The organism is Desulfitobacterium elongatum (assembly GCF_055378975.1).
Genome location: NZ_AP038772.1, coordinates 1003639 through 1021801 on the forward strand (window position 1 = coordinate 1003639; position 18163 = coordinate 1021801).

The following is an 18163-nucleotide window of genomic DNA, read 5'->3' on the forward strand; positions in this document are numbered from 1 at the left end:
AGAGGAGGACAATATGGCGAAGATAGAATATATGACCAATGCATTTCAATCAGATTTAAAACCAAGGGCGAGACTGGTTCTGAACTGTCTTGCCCTTCACAGCAATAAGGAAGGGCAATGCTTTCCGTCTATTAAGACAATTGCAAAGGAATGTGGTTACAGTGTCAACACAGTAAAACGGGCATTGGATGACCTTGTAGAAGCAGGGTTTGTGGTCAAAGAGGCGAGATTTGACACTGAAAGAAAGCACGGTGGTCAGACGTCGAATCTTTACACACTTAATATAGAGCAACCAAAAGGTGAAGAAGAAAAAAAACAGGGGAAGACCCCAGAACAAAAAAAGACAGCTGATTGTGAGGTTCAGGCTGAGATTGATCATAAGCAAACAAGTCAGAAACTAAGCGAAAAGCAATACATCAAAAATGAGCTAGGGGTAGCTCATAATGATGAGTGCGCTGATACCATAGAGATATCAAAAGAATTAATGTATCCATATTATAGCTTTTCGTGGGCTGGGGAGGAGCCCAAAAGTGCATCCCCTTGAAGTGTACAGCTTAACTATATTATCTAAAAGTGAAAAAGAAGTATTGTTTAGGTTGTAATAGATTAAATAATACTCTAAATAGAGCGTATTCGATTTACAATAGACAGTAAGTGTGTTATTCTTTTAGTTGTGAAAGTGTATCCTAAAGTTAGTGAGGTGTAGGTATGGCAATTAGGAGCAAACTGTCCATTTTGATGGGTGCTAAGAGGTATAACATACAAGATGTTTATGAAAAAACGGGACTTGCTCGTAGTACAATTGCCAATTTGTATCACGACAAGACTCAGAGGATAGATTACGATACGCTAGATAAGTTATGTAAACTATTTGAGTGCAGCATTGGGGATATTATTGAGTTTTATGATGAAGTTAGTGGCTAAATTAATAATAAATACAACATTGTCCTGCGTTAGGACATAGGAATTGGGATGGTGCTATGAACGATAGGAATTTGACTTTTATAGATTTATTTGCAGGTGCTGGCGGTCTTTCAGAGGGTTTTGTTTCCAATGGAGGATTTATTCCTGTTGCTCACGTTGAAATGAACCCACACGCTTCTATGACATTAAAAACAAGAACTTGTTATTATTATTTAAGAGAAAACAATAGACTAGATGAATACAGAAGTTATCAGCGCGGTGAAACCACTCGTGATGAGCTTTTTGAACGAATGCCAAATGGTATGCTTGATACAGTAATTAACAGAGAAATATCTGATGTGACAACAGGTGAAATATTCGCTTCCATAGATGAGATACTAGAAAACGCTGATATTCATAATATTGATGTTATTATTGGAGGTCCGCCATGTCAGGCATACTCATTAATAGGGCGAGCAAAAGACCCAGATAACATGAGAAATGACCCAAGAAATTTTCTTTATAGGCAGTATATTAGATTTTTAAATCGATATAGACCACGCATGTTTATATTTGAGAATGTACCAGGTATTTTGACTGCAAATAATGGGGCAACATTTGAAAATATTATAAGAGAGTTTAATGAGGCGGGATATACTGTTGATCACCGAATTTTGGATGCTGCTAATTTTGGTGTATTACAACATAGAAAAAGAGTAATAATTATCGGTTGGCAAGCTGATCTAGAAATAACATATCCGGAGTTTAGAATTACTGAGGTGCAGGCTACGGTTAACGATATTTTAAGTGATCTGATAGGGCTTGAAAGAGCAACTGAGAACAATGTCTATATTGCAGAGCCAACTGACTATTTGAGGGGGAGCGGTATTAGAACTGATGATGATATTTTGACTCATCATACATGTCGTTTCCATAACCCAAGAGATATTGAAATATATAGACGAGTAATTACTGCCTGGAATGAAGAGCATAGAAGGTTGAGATATACTGATTTACCGGAAGAATTGTGTACACATAAGAATAGGAATGCATTTTTAGATAGATATAAGGTGGTTGCGGATGATATTCAGTGCTCTCATACTATGGTTGCACATATCTCTAAAGATGGACATTATTTTATCCACCCAGATGTTACACAGTGCAGGTCTTTATCTGTTAGAGAAGCTGCGAGAGTACAATCCTTCCCAGACAATTATTACTTTGAGGGTCCAAGAGCAGCTAAGTTTGTTCAAATAGGTAATGCAGTACCCCCGTTGATGGCTAAAGGATTAGCACGAGGGATTAGAAATATTTTAGAAAATATTTAAAGAAGGAGCTGTAAAATGCAAAACTTGCTTATCCAAGAATATGGACAAATTAAAAGAACTGAATTACAACACAATCCATACTATTGTTTAAGTGGGTCTGATATTGATATTAACCCTCATCAAATAGAGGCATTTTGTGTTGCCGTTGCATCTCTAAAGTCAGGTGGAGTGATACTTGCTGATGAAGTTGGACTTGGAAAAACTATTGAAGCGGGCTTGGTAATAAAATATGTTTTGCATGCAGGTGCTAAAAGAATACTTCTAATAATGCCTTCTAATCTAAGAAAACAATGGCAAATTGAATTAGAAGAAAAATTTGATATTAACACTATTGTTGTAGATAGCTTTAATATTGATGAATACTATGAGCAAGTAGGCAAAGATAATAAAAAGCCAGTTGTCGTTATTTGCTCATATACATATGCTTCTATGAAGGCAGAATTATTTAGTAAAACCGACTGGGATTTTGTAGTGTTCGATGAGGCGCATAAACTAAGAAATGTACATAAATCGGGAGTTAAAACTGCAAAAAAAATATATGAAATTACCAAAGGAATCCCAAAGATAATGTTAACTGCAACACCGTTGCAGAATAACTTGCTTGACCTTTATGGACTGGTATATTTCATTGACGAAAAAATCTTTTTTGACAAGAGACTTTTTGCAAAGAAATATATTAAAACAAAAGAATTTATTGAACTAAAAACGCATATAAAGCCAGTATTACAAAGGACTCTCAGAAAAGATGTTGCTGATTATATTTCGTTCAAACAGAGAGTTTGTATTACGGTAGATTTTAAACTGTCTCCTAAAGAGGCAGCTTTGTATGTTATGGTAAATGAATATCTAAAGAAAGATATTATTTATGCTATTCCATCATCAAACAGAAGCTTGATAACAGTTGTAATTCGTAAGCTGCTTGCTTCATCAAGTCATGCGGTGGCTGCTACTTTTGAAGTTTTAAAGGACAGGCTCACTGCATTGAAAGAGAGTACTCGACTTGAAAGTGTAGAAAAAGGATTAGATTATTTCTTTGATTTTTTAGATGATGACTATGAGGATGAAGAAAATGCATTAAAACAAACAGAGCTTTATGACAGAGATAAGGTAAATGAATTTATTCAGCATGAAATTAATGTTGTTGATGACATAATAAAACTTGCAACAAGTATAACTACAAATGCAAAGGCTAATGCGCTTATGAATGCACTAGTTACTGCTTTTGAGAAACAAAGAGAATTAGGCATAAATGAAAAGGCAGTAGTATTTACCGAATCAATCAGAACACAGGAATTTCTTTACAATGAACTAATAAATAAAGGTTATGCAGGTGAGGTGCTTCTATTTAATGGGAATCCAACAGATAAGAAGACAACTGAGATATACAAAGCATGGAAAGCTAGGAATTATGGTAAAGCCTTTGGCAGTAGAAACGTCGAAACGAAGCATGCAATTGTGGATTACTTTAAGAATAATTGTAAAGTTCTGTTGGTGACGGATGCTGGATCAGAAGGTCTTAACCTCCAGTTCTGCAACTCAGTAATTAATTATGATCTACCTTGGAATCCACAAAAAATTGAGCAACGAATAGGCAGATGTCACCGTTATGGGCAAGTGAATGACACAATTGTTATCAACTTACTTAATACCGAAAATGTGGCAGACAAGAGAGTATATGAGATACTCTCAGAAAAGTTCGAGCTATTTGAAGGTGTATTTGGTGCCTCAGATCAAGCATTAGGATTATTGGAATCAGGAATGGATTTTGAAAAAAGAATAATGCAGATATATCAGAAATGTAATAGTATTGGTGAGTTCAATAAAGAATTTAAAGCATTAGAGAAAGAGTTTGAACGTAAAAGAAATGTTAAATTCCAAGAACTTAAGACTTTATTAACAGATGATGAAGCAATACACTCTAGTAGTTTTAAAAATACTCTTTCTGAAGTGCTGGTGTACTTGGAAGAGCTAAAAAAATGGAAAGAAGTACAACCACCTGTGAAAGGTTTGAAATATCCAGCAGCCTTCGAGGTAAGTATTGAAAATAAAACTAAATACGGATTAAATCATGGCTATATTTTTATGGGAGCATTATATAATAATCAGAATTTTATTTTGCCGTTTTTATATGTTTATGATGAAAAGGGCAATAAGATAGATTTAAGCGAGGGTCAAATTGTTGAAATGCTAGAGAAGATAAATGAAGGAAATATCAAATCTATTTCGATAGCTAATAATGATTTGGTTAAGTGTGGGGATAGCATTTATAGCGAACTGATGATTAAACATTTTGGACGTAATAAAACAGCTATTGATTACAACAAACAGAAAATTGAGAATTGGACTCTTCTCCGAAAAGACTATTTTAACCTTGAGATTGCTGAGCTCGAGAAAGGAATATCTGTGTTAAAGGATCAAGCGTTTGCAACTAAGAACTTCAAGGAAAAGATTGACTTCAAAAAGCAAGCTGAAGCAAAGGAAAAAGAACGAGATGAAATGATAATCAAATTTCATCAATCTTTAGCAAAAATTGATGAAGAAGCAAGTCAGTTAATTAATGATTTTGAAAAGCAATTTGAAATAGATCCTGTACTATTTGCAAAAGTAGTCGTGAAATTTTAGGAGGATAAATGAATGAAAAAGCAAGGGAAATTGGAGCTAACTTGGGTTGGCAAATATGAAGAAAAAATAGTTGAGCCGCGAATTTTGGTTGAAGATAAATCGAAATCCTATGGCGAACAAAATTCGGAAAACATGCTTATTCATGGAGATAACTTAATTGCACTAAAAGCATTAGAACAAGATTACGCTAGTAAAATCAAATGTATTTATATTGATCCGCCATATAACACTGGTTCTGCTTTTGAACATTATTCAGATGGGCTAGAACACTCAGAATGGCTATGCATGATGAAACCAAGGATGGAGATTTTGCATAATTTACTAAGTGATGATGGGAGTATATGGATCACTCTGGATGATAACGAAGCATTTAGATTTAAAATATTGGCTGATGAGATTTTCGGAGAAAGTAATTTTGTTGCTACTATAATATGGAATTCTAGAAAATCTAAACAAAACGATACATTGATTAGTTTGTCACATAACTATATTTTTGTTTATGCAAAAGATAAGACTAAGGTAGTAATAAATAAAATGTCGGTGGATGTAGAGAAGTTTTCAAACCCAGATAACGATCCTCGAGGTCCGTGGGTTGCAGACCCTTTCGATGCGCCACAAGTAAGAACTAATTTAAGCTATGCTATAGAAAATCCTAATACCAAAACAATTTATAATCCTCCACAAGGAAGACATTGGAGAACAACGCAAGATGAATATTTAAAACTACTAAAGGATAATAAGATTGTGTTTGGGAAAAATGGAACTTCAAAACCTCAACAAAAAAGATTTTTATCAGAGGCAAAAGGGATAACTGTTGGAACTTTGTGGGATGATGTTGGAACAGCAACAGAAGCAACAAAAGAAATTCAAAAGTTATTTAATAGGGAGCAGAATTTTGACACACCAAAGCCTGAGAGACTAATTGAACGAGTAATATCTCTTGCCACAGAAGAAGGAGATATTGTACTTGATAGCTTTTTAGGAAGTGGAACAACAGTAGCTGTTGCTCATAAAATGAACAGAAAATGGATTGGAATAGAATTGGGGCAACACTGTTATACACATGTAATTCCTAGACTAAATGTAGTAATAGATGGTGAACAGGGTGGAATATCAAAACTGGTAAATTGGAATGGTGGAGGAGGGTTCAAGTTCTATGAACTTGCAGAATCATTACTTGTTAAAAACGAGAGATTACCAATATACCAAATTAATCCTTCCTATACTTTCGAAATGATGGTTGAAGCAATTTGCAAACTAGAAGGGTTTAAATATAAGCCAGTGGGGGAGTATCATGGAACTTCTTCTGAAAATAGGTTTATCCATGTAACAAACGAATTTGTAAATAGCAGTTATATTATTTCTGTAACTAAGAATCTAGACAAAAAGCAGTCTTTGTTAATATATTGTACTAAAAAGCAATCGGCTATGATTTTGCCAGAAAATGTTGAAATAAAGAAAATACCAAAAGATTTGCTTGCTAAATGCAACTTTGAAAGTGAGGGTTTATAATGAGTATCGTTAGTAAAATTAACTGGGCAATGAGCTTGAGGGAACCACAATTAGAAGCTCTCACATACTTAGATGCAATCAGTTCTAGGTTGGAGTATAAGACATGTACAAAAGAAGAAGCAGAGAAAATTGCCAAAGAAAATTGTGAAAATAATCGTAATATTAAGATTGATAGTGACTTAAACTTTCCATCATTCTGTTTTGAAATGGCAACTGGTATTGGTAAAACAAGATTAATGGGAGCAAATATTTATTATTTATATAAAACGAAGGGTTATAAGCACTTCTTTATATTAGCTCCAGGCAATACTATTTATGATAAGTTGCGAAAAGAAACCATGCCCCATCATCCGAAATATATGTTTAAAGGTTTAGAGGCTGAAATGGGTAGACCTAAAATATATGATGGCGAAAACTATTTAAACTATCCGGCTAAATATATACAGCAAGAGCTTCATGTTGAAAAAACATCGGAGATACAAATTTTTATATTTAATATTGGTAAAATCTTTCAACGTGGTGATGTGCAATTCAAGTTTCATGAGTTTGAAGAAAACTTAGGTGGATCATTTGCAGAAGTGTTAAAGAGCTTTGACGATTTAGTAATCTGCATGGATGAAGCTCACAGATATTATGCACCTGCGTCAAAGAAGGCGATTGACTATTTGAACCCAATTTTAGGTTTAGAGTTTACGGCAACACCTAAACCTGAAAATAAAAATATTATTTATAGCTTTGATTTGGCTAAGGGTGCTGGAAAATACTTAAAAATACCAGTTGTAATGGGTAGAACCAATACAGCAGGTTTCAGTGCTGCAGATATTGAAGAAATGAAAATGAAAGATGGAATTAAGCTTCATGAGCAACGGAAGGCAGTAGTCTATAAATACTGTGTGGAAAATAATCTACCACAAGTCAAGCCCATAGTATTAATATCTTGTAAAGATACGACTCATGCAAAAGAAGTGAGAGATGCCATTGATTCGGATGAGTTCTTTGACGGACGTTATAAAGGTAAAGTTATAGAGATCCATTCAGGAACATCAGGGGTAGAATCTGATGATAATATTAGAAAACTATTAACGATAGAGGATAATACAAACCCTATTGAAATAGTTTTACACGTCTATAAATTAAAAGAGGGCTGGGACGTAAATAATCTATTTACAATTGTTCCACTGAATGCAGCCAAAAGTGAGATATTAGCGTTGCAAACGATAGGCCGTGGGCTTCGTTTACCTTTTGGTCAAATAACTGGACAGGATGAATTGGATACGCTTGACATTGTTGCACACGATCACTACAGAGAACTCATTGATGATGTGAAATCTAATCCGATATTTAAGACCCGAGATTTGGATGAGAACGATGTTCCTCAAAACAAATCTGTTGATATTGTCTCTGAATTTAATGACGGCCAAATGGCTCTTTTTGCACAAACGGTAGAGTATACTGCGATAAAATCATTTCAAGATATTAATGACCTTAAAATCCAAGAGGAACTTTATAAAGGCTACTTAAAAGCATATGCCAAAGAACTAAAACCGGTCAAGGATGATAAAGAGGTTGATCAGATGTCTATATTTGATCTTGAATCGTTTGCAAACAACACAGCAACTGTAGAAGATAATGTTCAAACAACAGAAAATGATGTACCAAATACCAAGCATAAGCCAAGGTTACCAGTAATGAAGAAAGACGAGTTTATAGACAAAATTAAAAAAGTGGCACAACGTTCAGTGAGTGTTCCAAGAATTAGTATAGGCTATAGCTCTACGATTGATTTCAAGCCTGTAGCAATCAAAAGAAACATTGTAGATTTTGATACAGCTTCTTCATTTATAGAAAGGTACGACGTTATTAATGATAAGCTTTTAATGTCGATTGAAGCTGTAACACTGGAAACACCAGATCCTGTTAATGAGCTTGCTTGTATGCTGCTGGATTCTATCGATGAATTTGATTCTAATGATGCTGAGTATATTATTGATGTTGTTGAACAGTACATCAATCTTATAGAGGGCAGTTTTGAAGATAAAAAGAAAATTGTAAGACGCTATGCAACTGTAATTATTGAAGATATCAGAAAACAAGTATATGCTGCTAAAGAAGAACACACTGAGTTCATCTATAATGTTGAAAAAGATTTAATACTGTTTGGGAAGTTTGTAAAAAATGTTAAGCCAGATGGAAAAGTAGATTTCAAGAAAGAGATTGCTGATAAAAAGAATATTAGACAATATCTTTATACCGGATATAAAAAGTCATATTATCCTGATAACGGCTTTGATAGTGATGATGAACGCAAGCTCTCTGTAATATTGGAAGAAGATCAAGAAGTATTAAGATGGATCAAACCACCGCTTAATCAAATGGGATTATTCTACAAGGCGGGGCACCAGTATAATCCTGATTTTATTGTAGAGACAGCTGATTCAAAATATTTAGTTGAAGTTAAGGCAAGCAATATGACCAAGGATGAAGATGTTTTAGATAAAGCAAAATCAGCGATTAAGTGGTGTGAATGTGCTACCGGTGTAGATGCTGATAAAAAAGAATGGAAATTCAGGCTCATTTCAGGTCAAAACATTGCCATTGGTAACAACTTTAAATATACTATGGGAATGAGTGAGAATTTGGAGGGGCTGGCAAATGAGTGATTTTATTTATGCTAAGGTTAGGGAAGAAATGCTTAACGCTTTAAATACAGATCTTATAGGTCCGAGCGAAGTGGAGGAAATGCTTGATGAATCTCCATTAAGCACATATATTACTGGAATGCTATACCCACTAAAGAGTCAATTGCCGAGTGATTTTGAACTTGAAAACAATGACTTTATCAGTGATACAATAACTGATGAGAGTGAGACTGCGGATGAAGAGTATGAAGATAAGGTGGTTGCAAAATTCAAGCAGCAGTCTTCTATTGGCTTAAGTTTTTATGTTATAGAAGAATTGGCGAAATTTGAAGTCAAAGCTAAATGGGGTGAATACTGCAAAGATAAAGTTGAACAAGAAGAAGACGTTGAAAGCGGAAAAAAGAAAAGCAAAAAAACTGTGTATATACGTGAGCAAAAAACAGAGTCAATAGTTGTTGACTTGAAAGGCTTTGATAAGACACATGATATACCATTAGTAACTGACGCCTTGGTGAAAATTCGGGTTATCCAGTTCAAACTGAAAAACAATATTAAATTGGTATCGGTTTATCTATATAACGGCAAACAGTCTAGTCAAGATAGAGATTTTGAAAATGTAATGTTTCAAGCTGAAATATCTGTCAAGGCTACTGATGAGAGTGATATTTTCTTGCCTGAACATAAGTGTCGTGAAAAGGAAATATCAGATGAGTTCTACTATGAGAAAAGACCTATTTACTCCAGAGGGCATGGTTGTGCAGTAAGTTGGCAGAGGGCAGATAGTGATAAGGCGTATGAGATTACGACGGAATTTATTCCTACGCATGAAATTAATGGCGTAAGTCCTGAATTGGAAAGCTTTGGAGAGAAATACTTTTCAATGAGGTTCATGTCGAGACCTTCTAACAAAGTCGAAACAATAGCAAAATTAAGAGCTTTGAGCGATGAATATGCTCATTGGATTGGTGACTTAAATAAAAATGATAAAATGCAAGATTCTACATTTGCTAAAAAAGGCGAACCGATTATTGATGAATGCCAGAAGGCTTATAATAGGATAACACAGGGCATAGACTTACTTGAAATTAATGATGACGTTTTTAAGGCATTTTGCTTTATGAATCAAGCGATGTATTTACAACGAAGTATCTCGCAATTTGCAAGTAAACATGGAAAAGGAATAGATTGTAGCCTTGGAGATTTTAGTAAAGAAGATCATAGCACATGGAGACCGTTCCAAATTGCATTTATTCTACTAAACATCGCAAGTAGTGCTAATCCACTTGATACTTATAGAGATAATGTAGATCTATTATATTTTCCAACTGGTGGAGGTAAAACAGAAGCTTATTTAGGGTTAATTGCTTTTGTTATTGGATATAGAAGATTAACTGCATCAAGTGAAACTGAGTATGAAAAAGATGGTGGAGTTACAGTATTCTTAAGGTATACTCTACGCTTATTGACCACGCAACAACGTGATAGATTAACTAAAATGATTTGTGCAGCAGAAATAATTCGCAGTAAAAACCCTGAGATCTATGGTAAAGAAAGAATTTCTATAGGTTTTTGGGTAGGCGGTGGGGTCACACCTAATAACTTTAAAGAATTGGATGATACTGAAAAAGGTCCTCAAGCTATAAATAAACTTACAAAACAAATTATAGTATGCCCAATGTGTGGAACTGCAATAAAAAAAGACAATTATGATATAGATACCGACAAGTGTGAAGTTAAAATTCATTGTCCAGATTCGAAATGTCTTTTTTATAAATTTAATAGCGTAACAATACCAGTATATCTGATTGATGAGGAAATATATCGAAAATGCCCTACTGTTATTATTTCAACTGTTGATAAATTCGCAAGGTTGCCATGGGATGAAAAAATGGGATTACTTTTTGGTAAATCAGATAGGTACTGTGAACGACATGGTTATATAGCAGTAGGAGAGGATCATAAAGGTAAACACAACAAAAAGAAAGTATTGCCCGCAACACAAACAGTTGGAGCAAAATCTTTCTACCCACCAGAATTAATTGTACAAGATGAGTTGCACTTAATAACCGGTCCACTTGGAACAATTTATGGTGCTTATGAGACAGTTATTGAGGATTTATGTTCAGTATATAAGAATGGGAAGAAGATACTTCCCAAATATATAGTATCGACAGCTACAATTAAGAATGCAGATGCACAAATTAGATGTTTATATGGGCGTGACAATTTTTCACAATTCCCTCCTAGTGGATTTGATATTAGTGATAGCTATTTTATTAAAGAAATTCCACTTGAGGTAAAGCCATTTAGAAAATATTGTGGCATTTGTGCTACTGGCAAATCCATGAAAACAACAATTTTAAGAGTTTACTCAGTTCTACTACAACAAGCATTAGAACTATCAAAAATCGACGCGTACAAAGATTATGTAGATCCATACCATACCTTGATTGGATACTTTAACAGTATTCGAGAGCTCGGCGGCACGGTTAGATTATTACAGGATGACATTCCAGCCAGAATCAAACGTATTGTTAAAAAATATGGATATGGATCAACTAGATATTTGAATAGAACAAAAGAAATAACTTCTCGTGTATCCTCCTATCAGATTGCTGAACTACTTGAAAAGCTAACACTAGACTTGAATGATAAGGAATGTTTAGACGTTGCTATTGCAACAAATATGATAGCGGTGGGAATGGATGTTGATAGATTAGGGCTAATGTCAGTTATGGGTCAACCAAAGCAAAATTCTGAATACATACAGGCAACTAGCCGTATTGGTAGAAAGTATCCTGGACTTGTGGTAACAATTTATAATCCATATAGACCAAGAGACTTATCTCATTATGAAAACTTTAAAGGGTTCCATTCGCATATGTACAGATATGTTGAAGGTACTACTGCAACACCTTTCTCGGCTCGTGCAAGAGATAGGGTTCTTCATGCTTTGCTGGTATCACTTTTGAGATTGAAAAACGGGGAACTGGCTATTAATGAAGGTGCAAGTAGAATTGATGACACGGCAGATACAGTTCTACAAGAAGCAAAAAAAATAATTTTGCAAAGAGTTGCAGTTGTTGCTTCAAAAGCTAATGATGATACTCTCAGAGAAATGGATATTTTTATTGATGAATGGAAACATCTTAGCAATGGCGATAAAAAGCTGTATTACTATGTTAAAAATACAGAAAAATTCAATAGACTGTTGAACTATTATAACGAGTTCTGTACACCAAAAGAAAAACCAACACTTAACTCAATGAGGGAAGTAGAAAGCACATCAGCATTATATTATTACACAGAGGGGGCTCAATAGGATGAAAATAAATAAACTTGGAGAATTAAGACCAAACCAATTAATTACAACCTTTGGCCCTGGGGCGATATTAGACGTGGTTGATGATTCTGTGACTGTGCTAGATATTAATTATTGGGATAAATATGGTAAAACAATTTATGATTCTAGACTTGCTTCATACCTTGGGGTGGATAACTTTAAAACTCCAAAGACTTCATGGCAAGGAGATATTCCAGTAGTTTCGTTTCCGAATTATCATATATGTAAAAAAAGCACATGTAGTAATCTGTTTAATATTAGTGAAAATTTTGATGTAGACAAATATTTGCAAAACGGTCCTACTTGCCCTATTTGTGGCTTTAAAGCGTATCCGGCAAGATTTATTATGTCTTGTACAGATGGTCATTTAGATGACTTTCCATGGCGTTGGTGGGTTCATCACGGGGATTCTACGTGTAGGAGAGATCTAAAATTAGTGTCTACTGGTAATACCTCTTCACTTGCTGAAATCATTGTAAAGTGTGAGTGTGGTGCCTCAAGAACAATGAGTGGATCAACTCAGTCAGAGAATTTTGCAGGCTTGAAATGTAGTGGCAGACATCCACACAATCCTAAAATGATTAAAAAGTTTAATGGTCTATACTCGAAATGCGATAAGCCAGGTATACCTTCACAAAGAGGAGCCTCAAATGTTTATTTTCCAGTGATTAGAAGTGCAATATCTATACCACCTTGGATAAATCCTTTAAATGCTATGATAGATGAACATTATAGAGATATCTTAAATTTGAGAGAGTACATAGGCGAAGAGGCGATCGTAAAAATATATGAAAAACACTTTACTGGAGTTTGCTCTCAGGCAGAATTCATTGAAGCTGTTAAGCGAAGAGATGAAAAGGTTAAAGAATTCATTGAAATTAAAGAAATGGAATATGCAGCTATTACCCACCATAATGACTTGATGTACCAGACGGATGTTAAATATTTCAAAGCTGAAGAAGAGCCTATTCCGACGTATTTGTCAAAATACTTTTCTAGGGTTGTTAAAATTCACAGGCTAAGAGAAGTCATGGTATTGCTTGGATTTATGAGGATGGATTCGCCAGAACCAGAAGTAGAAGATGCAAAGAACATTGTATATCTAACAAAGAACAAGGCTGGTGAGTCTTGGCTTCCTGGAGTTGAAATTAATGGCGAAGGTATTTTCATAGAATTTAATAAAGAAACAATTTCTAAATGGAATTCTGTACTTAGAACAGGACAATTATCGGATCAATATAAAAAGTTCTATAACGAATTTTGTGGCTCAAGAGGCTGGACAAAGTATAAAGAGAGAAATGCAGAATATGTTTTATTGCATACTTTTGCTCATCTAATTATTAAAGAAATGTCTATGCAATCGGGTTATTCCTCGTCGGCAATTAAGGAAAGAGTTTATAGTAGCGAGAATATGTGTGGAGTACTTCTTTATACTGGTAGTGCGGATAAAGAAGGTTCGTTGGGCGGACTTGTTGAAATTGGTGAAATGAGTAAATTGATTGTAGTATTAAAGCAGGCGCTTGAAAATGCGATGCTTTGTACGACCGATCCAGAATGTATGATGAGTGAACCTTCTTCTGATGATCTCAATGGAGTGGCTTGCCATTCATGTGTCATGATTGCTGAAACTGCATGTGAAAGTGGGAATAGACTTCTTGATCGTTCACTTGTAGTTCCTCTGCCCTCAAAGGAAGAGAGTGCTTACTTTAGAGAGTTGGTGAGAGATTTATGCGGGATCGAAGTATAGGTATAGCTATTATAGTTGAAACGCTTGTTTCAGAAGTAGAAAGATTTGGTGGAGAATTATTCGACCTACAGGTGTTTAAACAATCATTTCGGTCAATAAAAGAAAAGTTCCCTGTATTAACCGATGAAGAGACATTTGATCTAATACAAATGGCTATAAGTTTATATAACTACAGGGTTACTGAGAAAGTTGAATTAGTTATCACTGCACCTAATAGCTTTAAGCTTAAAGCCCTTAAGACAAGTGTTGTTATTAAAGAGCTTATAAATGGGGCACAGAAAAGCATCACACTAACTGGATATTCAATATCTGATTATTTCTGTGATCTTTTAGATGTGCTCGTTGAAAAAAGCCGGAAAGGTATTTATATCAATTTGTACGTTAATGACTTCAATAGCAAAAAAGAGCAGTTGGATAAATTGGAAATGTATAAAGGTCGGTATATGAGCATTTATGATTATAACAAAGGTGATGATAAGATGGCCGCTCTGCACGCCAAAATTGTAGTTGTTGATGGGTGTAAAACTTTCATTTCATCTTCAAACCTTTCTTATCATGGGTTAGAAGGTAATGTTGAAATGGGTGTTGTCATTGATTCGGTAAGGAAAGCTAGTAATGTGGAGGAGCTATTTAAGCAATTAAGAACACAAAAGGTATTTAAAAAATTGTGAGATTCATAATCCGTTTTATTGGACACCTCTTGTGATAATATTAAATCATTAGAGGTGTCGTTGTATAAAGGTAATTTGAAAATCAATCATATAATCATATAAAGGAAGGTGAAGTAATTGTCAGACATTAGCATACCTGTAGAATTCAAATCAGATGAAAAGGGTTATTATGACAGACAGTGCCCAAATGAAAAATGCGAATTTGTTTTTAAAGTATATATGGAAGACTGGAAAGAAAAAGTATTAGATGAGCAGGTGTTTTGCCCTATGTGTGGACATGCTGCACCATCTGACCAGTGGTACACTCATGAGCAAATTGATGCTTTTCAGGAGATAGCTGCTAGTTACGCTCAATCTTACATCAGTAATGAATTTGATAAGATGTTTGGGAAAATGGCTCGAAGTACACGTGGCAATAAATTTGTTCAAATAACTTATAAGCCGGGTAAAAAAATATCATTTGTTAATAACCCTATAGGGCAAAGACCTGAATGGGAATTGGAAATAACATGTGAAAAATGTCAAACTCGATATAGTGTAATTGGTAGTGCTTACTTTTGTCCATGTTGTGGCCACAATGCAGTTGAACGTGTTTTCAATGAATCTTTAGATACAGTTCAAAAGATGATTGAGTCTATCGAAGATATATATAGTACCTTTGAAAGAAGTTATGGAAAAGATAAAGCTGAATCAATGTGTCGCTCTATGATAGAAGGCACATTGGGTGATATTGTTTCAGCTTATCAAAAGTATGCAGAAGAAATTTTTAGACAAGTTATGCCAGATAAAAAGGTTAGAGTTAATGATTTTCAAATAATTGAGAAAGGTAGCAACTTATTTAAAGAGGCTACTGGAAAGGGCTACGATTCTTGGCTTTCTCAAAATGAAATTGATGATATACACATGTTATTTCAACAAAGGCATTTAATCGAACATAATAATGGATTGATAGATGAAAGGTACATACAGAATTCGGGAGATGTATCATATAGGATAGGCCAGCGAGTGATAATAAAAAATCCGGATGCTATGAGATTATTAAAACATATAAGGAAATTATCAGATGGATTAAGCAAAATAGGGGGGATACAGAATGAATAAGGATTTATTTTATAACTGGCTCAAAAGTTTTAAAAAACTTGACTCAACAACAAGCAATACAAGATCTTCAAACTGTTTGAGAATTGAAAAATTCTATGGAGATCTTGATGAACAATACAATGCTGATCGCTGTGTAAGCCTTATAGAGCAATTGACTTACACGACTACTGACAAAAAGCTTGAAATTAAACCAAAACACAATATACCTATTGATGGGGACATATACAATGGGACTCATACTCTCAAAGCTGCTTTGAAGTTGTACATAGAATTTAAAGATAACAAGATGATTGAGGAACTTAAAACAGTTGCTGATGTAGAAGCAGACAAGCATGACGGGTCATATGAACTTGTAAGAGAAACGGTTCAGGCATTGTCAACAGTTGAAAAGGGTCAGCTTGATATCAAGGATCTTGATTTGCTCTATTTTATGGTGGTTGGAACTTGGCGGAGTGGAATAGATGTTAAAAGGCAGAAAATCAGGGATAGTCATTTGGATGGTAAAGAAAAAGAGAAACTATTGGCAGTTTTAGATAGAGTAAAAGAAAAGGCGGAGAAGCATGAATATGAAAATATTGAAGGTGAAGCTAAAAAGTTAGGGTGGTCAATTGGGATGTTCGGCACTGGTTTTCATACATTTGCCTCAAAGGCAGATAAAGAAAGTGCAGAAGAGTTTATCTCGCTTTGTGTTGACCTAAAAGATATGACTGATGATGAAGCAATGTTCCAAAAAACTGCCGAAACAATTAAAAAAGGCATTAGAGGAATGCAAAGTGCTGCTGCTTCAGTGATGCTACATTGTTTGAAGCCAACGACCTTTCCTATCATGAATAGTGCAGTAAATGATACTGCTTCACTTTTTCTAATTGAAGGTGTGTCATTAATGATAGAGTACAATTAAGTTCGCAAAAGTAAAAAAGGAAAAGCCATCGGTAACTCCGAAAAGGTAAGTGCTGAAGCAAACCAAAAAGGAGTTGTTAACCGATGGCTTACCCAAATTCTACCGTACCTTTTGAAAAAATGCTAATGAAATTTGTAACCGAAGAAGATCCCATGCAGGCTATGTTAAAATGGCTCTGCGAAAGGCTGATGGAAGCAGAAGTGGATGCAAAGCTAGGTGCTGAAAAATCAGAACGGTCTACTGAACGTCAAGGGTATCGATCAGGCTATCGCGTTCGCCGTTTCGATACCCGGATGGGGACACTGTATTTAATGGTACCCAAACTGCGAAATGGCGGCTATATCCCTTTCTTTGTGGAAGGTAAGAAACGTTCTGAATTGGCCTTGATGAATGTGATTCAAGAAGCCTATGTTAATGGCGTATCCACCCGTAAAATAGAGAAACTCACTAAGTCCTTAGGCATTGACTCCATGTCACGAAGTCAGGTATCAAGCATCGCTAAAGAACTGAACGAACAGGTTGAAGCCTTTCGTAATCGAAGTCTCGATAAAGTCTATCCCGTACTCTGGGTGGATGCTCTCTATGAGAAAATCCGAGATGATCGAAGGGTCAAAAATATGGCAGTGCTGATTGTAACGGGTATTGATCTAGAAGGCAAACGAGATATTCTGGCCGTAGAGCCCATGCCAGAAGAGTCCACAGCAACCTACACCAGTCTCTTCGAAAAGTTAAAGTCACGAGGACTAGAGAAAGTCTGGCTGGTTGTCTCAGATGCCCATAAAGGGTTAGTTAAAGCTGTTCAAGAGTCCTTTATCGGGTGTTCCTGGCAACGCTGTAAAGTGCATTTTATGCGGAACATCCTCGCTCATATATCCGGTCGAGATAAGCAAGCGTTTGCTAATAAACTAAAGCAAATCTGGCTTCAACCAGACTATAGCAGTGCAAAGAAATACGCTAATTCTCTGATGGATGAGTTTGAGGCCAAATATCCTGAAGCCATTAAAACTCTGGAAGAAGGGTTGGAAGACTCACTACAGTTTTTCAGCTTTGCAGAGATTGATTCAAGAAAGATCGCGTCAACCAACCTGCTGGAAAGACTCAACCGAGAAGTACGTAGAAGAACCCGGGTGGTTGGGATATTCCCAAGTATGGATTCCTATATTCGGCTAGTAACCAGCTACCTTATTGAGTATAGCGAAGACTGGTGCAGTGGCCGATCCTATATCAATCCAAAAATCATCACTTCGATTGAGCAGGAACGTTCAAAAGCTGCGTAAGCCTTAATCATTAATTCAGAAAAGCATGACGCTCGGCGCTAGCCAAGCAAACTCTCTTTGATTTAGGGTTACTCTTTGGGGTGAAAGAGACTTTGCCGTCTTCAAGCGTTTTGGTAGGG

General features: G+C 35.4%; 12 protein-coding genes. All 12 read left to right on the forward strand.

All coding sequences use genetic code 11. From position 1 onward, the window contains the following. Positions 1 to 13: 13 nt before the first annotated feature. Positions 14 to 544: a helix-turn-helix domain-containing protein gene (locus ACZ42W_RS04610; protein WP_144677826.1), complete on the forward strand. Its 531-nt coding sequence runs from the start codon at positions 14 to 16 to the stop codon at positions 542 to 544. A 164-nt stretch (positions 545 to 708) separates the two neighbouring features. Beyond that, entirely contained in the window at positions 709 to 924 is a 216-nt protein-coding gene (locus ACZ42W_RS04615) for a helix-turn-helix domain-containing protein (protein WP_144677827.1), read from the forward strand. 56 nt (positions 925 to 980) lie between these two features. Next, the gene (locus ACZ42W_RS04620; protein ID WP_144677828.1) at positions 981 to 2231 is read left to right on the forward strand and encodes a DNA cytosine methyltransferase; all 1251 of its coding nucleotides are present in this window, start codon (positions 981 to 983) and stop codon (positions 2229 to 2231) included. 15 nt (positions 2232 to 2246) lie between these two features. Next, entirely contained in the window at positions 2247 to 4853 is a 2607-nt protein-coding gene (gene drmD, locus ACZ42W_RS04625) for a DISARM system SNF2-like helicase DrmD (RefSeq protein ID WP_144677829.1), read from the forward strand. 12 nt (positions 4854 to 4865) lie between these two features. Further along, entirely contained in the window at positions 4866 to 6365 is a 1500-nt protein-coding gene (locus ACZ42W_RS04630) for a site-specific DNA-methyltransferase (RefSeq protein ID WP_464168825.1), read from the forward strand. Continuing rightward, on the forward strand, positions 6365 to 9025 hold the full coding sequence (locus tag ACZ42W_RS04635; RefSeq protein ID WP_144677832.1) for a DEAD/DEAH box helicase family protein: 2661 nt from the start codon (positions 6365 to 6367) through the stop codon (positions 9023 to 9025). The genes ACZ42W_RS04630 and ACZ42W_RS04635 overlap by 1 nt, the downstream gene beginning before the upstream one ends. After that, entirely contained in the window at positions 9018 to 12326 is a 3309-nt protein-coding gene (gene drmA, locus ACZ42W_RS04640) for a DISARM system helicase DrmA (protein ID WP_144677833.1), read from the forward strand. Before ACZ42W_RS04635 ends, drmA begins: the two co-directional genes overlap by 8 nt. A 1-nt stretch (position 12327) precedes the next feature. Then, positions 12328 to 14094 (forward strand): DUF1998 domain-containing protein, encoded by a 1767-nt coding sequence (gene drmB, locus ACZ42W_RS04645; protein ID WP_144677834.1) that lies wholly within the window; start codon positions 12328 to 12330, stop codon positions 14092 to 14094. Continuing rightward, entirely contained in the window at positions 14076 to 14765 is a 690-nt protein-coding gene (locus ACZ42W_RS04650; RefSeq protein ID WP_144677835.1) for a phospholipase D-like domain-containing protein, read from the forward strand. The genes drmB and ACZ42W_RS04650 overlap by 19 nt, the downstream gene beginning before the upstream one ends. Before the next feature lie 117 nt (positions 14766 to 14882). Next, positions 14883 to 15866: a hypothetical protein gene (locus tag ACZ42W_RS04655; RefSeq protein ID WP_144677836.1), complete on the forward strand. Its 984-nt coding sequence runs from the start codon at positions 14883 to 14885 to the stop codon at positions 15864 to 15866. Continuing rightward, positions 15859 to 16767, forward strand: coding sequence for a hypothetical protein (locus tag ACZ42W_RS04660; RefSeq protein ID WP_464168827.1), 909 nt, complete (start codon positions 15859 to 15861; stop codon positions 16765 to 16767). The genes ACZ42W_RS04655 and ACZ42W_RS04660 overlap by 8 nt, the downstream gene beginning before the upstream one ends. 83 nt (positions 16768 to 16850) lie before the next feature. Beyond that, on the forward strand, positions 16851 to 18044 hold the full coding sequence (locus ACZ42W_RS04665) for an IS256-like element ISDha1 family transposase (protein WP_011459365.1): 1194 nt from the start codon (positions 16851 to 16853) through the stop codon (positions 18042 to 18044). The last annotated feature ends 119 nt before the right edge of the window (positions 18045 to 18163 follow it).